Below are 1,576 nucleotides of genomic sequence, written 5' to 3'. Positions count from 1 at the left end.
CGCCGGCGCGGTCGCCGATCGTCTTCATCAGGTCCGGCGCGGTCTGGTTCACCTTCACGCCCGCCTCGTCGCAGGCGTCGTACACGCGCTTCGGGGCGTCGTACAGGTCCGTGCCGGCGTCGATCTCCACGCGGACCGGCGCGGCGAGCGCCTCCGCGAACGCGACCGTCTCGCGGGCCCGCTCGACGTTGTCGCGGGCGCTGGCCTCGACGCTAGAGACGTTCGCGCGCGACGTGCCGAGCCGGTCGGCGATGTCGGACTGGCGGAGCCCCCGCTCGCGGAGGGCGAGCACCTCCGCCTGTCGGTCGGTGAGGACGCTCTCGTCGGCGTCGAACCCGGCCCGTTCCAGCAGCTCGGCGGCGTCGACGTCCTCGACGTCGTCGGCCGCGTCAGCGGCGTCGGCCGGACCGTCGTCTGCGACCATACACGTCGCGAGGGGACGCTCGCTCAAAAAACGGTGGTTTCACCCCTCGCGTCGAGGGGTTCGGCCGGAGGGGGCCGATCGGCGGCGTCCGGACTGTCCGTGGGGTGGGGCCACCCCGGGACGCGCTCACTTGCCCCAGAAGTTCTCGCGGCTGCCGAGCCGTTCGCGCTTCGGCCGGTCGCGGCGGCGGTCGCCCTCGTCTTCCTCGTCGTCGCCCTCGGCCTCGGTATCGCCGTCGCCGTCGTCGTCGTCCTCCTCCTCTTCGGGATCCTCCGGGAGGCGTTCGACGACCTCCTGCGCGGTCGCGTGGCTCGACTTCACGCGGTGGATCCGCACCTCCGCGCGCGCCGGCGGGAGGAGCCCGTCGACGAGGATGATGAAGCCGTCGTCGGTGCGCCCCACGCCCGCGCCGCTCTCGTGGATGTCGTCGACCTCGACTATCACCTGTTCGCCGGGCTGGACCGGCTGCTGTTTCAGCTCGTAGATGGGCATGTCGTAGTGGTTACACCACTCCGCGCCGCCCTTGTTGCCGTAGTGTTGACACCCCATCCCCTCGATTCGCTCGTCGAAACTGGGGCAATCGTCGGCGAGTGGACAGTCCGCCATACCGTAGGAGAGACCGGCCGCCGTTGTAAACGTTTTCGACTGGCTGGGCGAAAATCCGGACTCTCGGCGGCTCACCCGGGTGAACGGCGGCCGATCCGTACGGCGCCTCCCCTCGCGGCCGAGCCCCGCTCACAGGAACTCGCGGACCTCCGAGTACCACATGTCGTGGTGGTCGACCGCGCCGACCGCGTCGGCGACATCGACCGCGATCGCGTGCCAGCAGCGCTCGCTCGGGTCCTCGGCGTCGAGGTTGTACGTCGCGTCCGCGCAGGTGCACTCCCCGTCCTCGACGACGTACTCGTCGTCGTGGCCGACGACGACGGTGAAATCGCGGTAGCGCTTCACGCGCCCCTCGCCGACCGCCTCGATCGCCCGCTGCCCGCGGTCGCCGTGCTCGCCGACGATCCCGGCGGCGATCGGGCCGGTGAGCTCGCCGGCCTCCGCGATCGCCGCCCGCCAGTCGTCGACCGGCTCCATGACCTCCCGTTCTCGGGCGTTCGGTTAAACAGCGTCGGTCAGACGGGGGCCCCGTCTGACCGACGCTGT

The 1,576-nt window shown here is 71.2% G+C and carries 3 protein-coding genes; all 3 read right to left on the bottom strand.

What is annotated here, in order from left to right:
- A partial coding sequence (locus tag DJ74_RS17140; protein WP_094528035.1) for a Tfx family DNA-binding protein occupies positions 1 to 424 on the bottom strand: 424 nt, incomplete at its 3' end.
- A gap of 126 nt (positions 425 to 550) precedes the next feature.
- Complete coding sequence (locus DJ74_RS17135; protein ID WP_094523322.1) at positions 551 to 1,030, bottom strand: TRAM domain-containing protein; 480 nt, start codon at positions 1,028 to 1,030, stop codon at positions 551 to 553.
- A 129-nt stretch (positions 1,031 to 1,159) separates the two neighbouring features.
- Positions 1,160 to 1,507 (bottom strand): hypothetical protein, encoded by a 348-nt coding sequence (locus DJ74_RS17130; protein ID WP_094528034.1) that lies wholly within the window; start codon positions 1,505 to 1,507, stop codon positions 1,160 to 1,162.
- Positions 1,508 to 1,576: the final 69 nt, after the last annotated feature.

The sequence above is a fragment of the Halorubrum sp. Ea8 genome (genome assembly GCF_002252925.1).
Taxonomy (GTDB): Archaea; Halobacteriota; Halobacteria; order Halobacteriales; family Haloferacaceae; genus Halorubrum.
This window is presented reverse-complemented; position numbering and strand designations above follow the sequence as displayed.

Coding starts and splice junctions, on each gene's coding strand:
- DJ74_RS17135 (WP_094523322.1), bottom strand. CDS start 1,030: ATGGCGGACTGTCCACTCGCCGACGATTGCCCCAGTTTCGACGAGCGA.
- DJ74_RS17130 (WP_094528034.1), bottom strand. CDS start 1,507: ATGGAGCCGGTCGACGACTGGCGGGCGGCGATCGCGGAGGCCGGCGAG.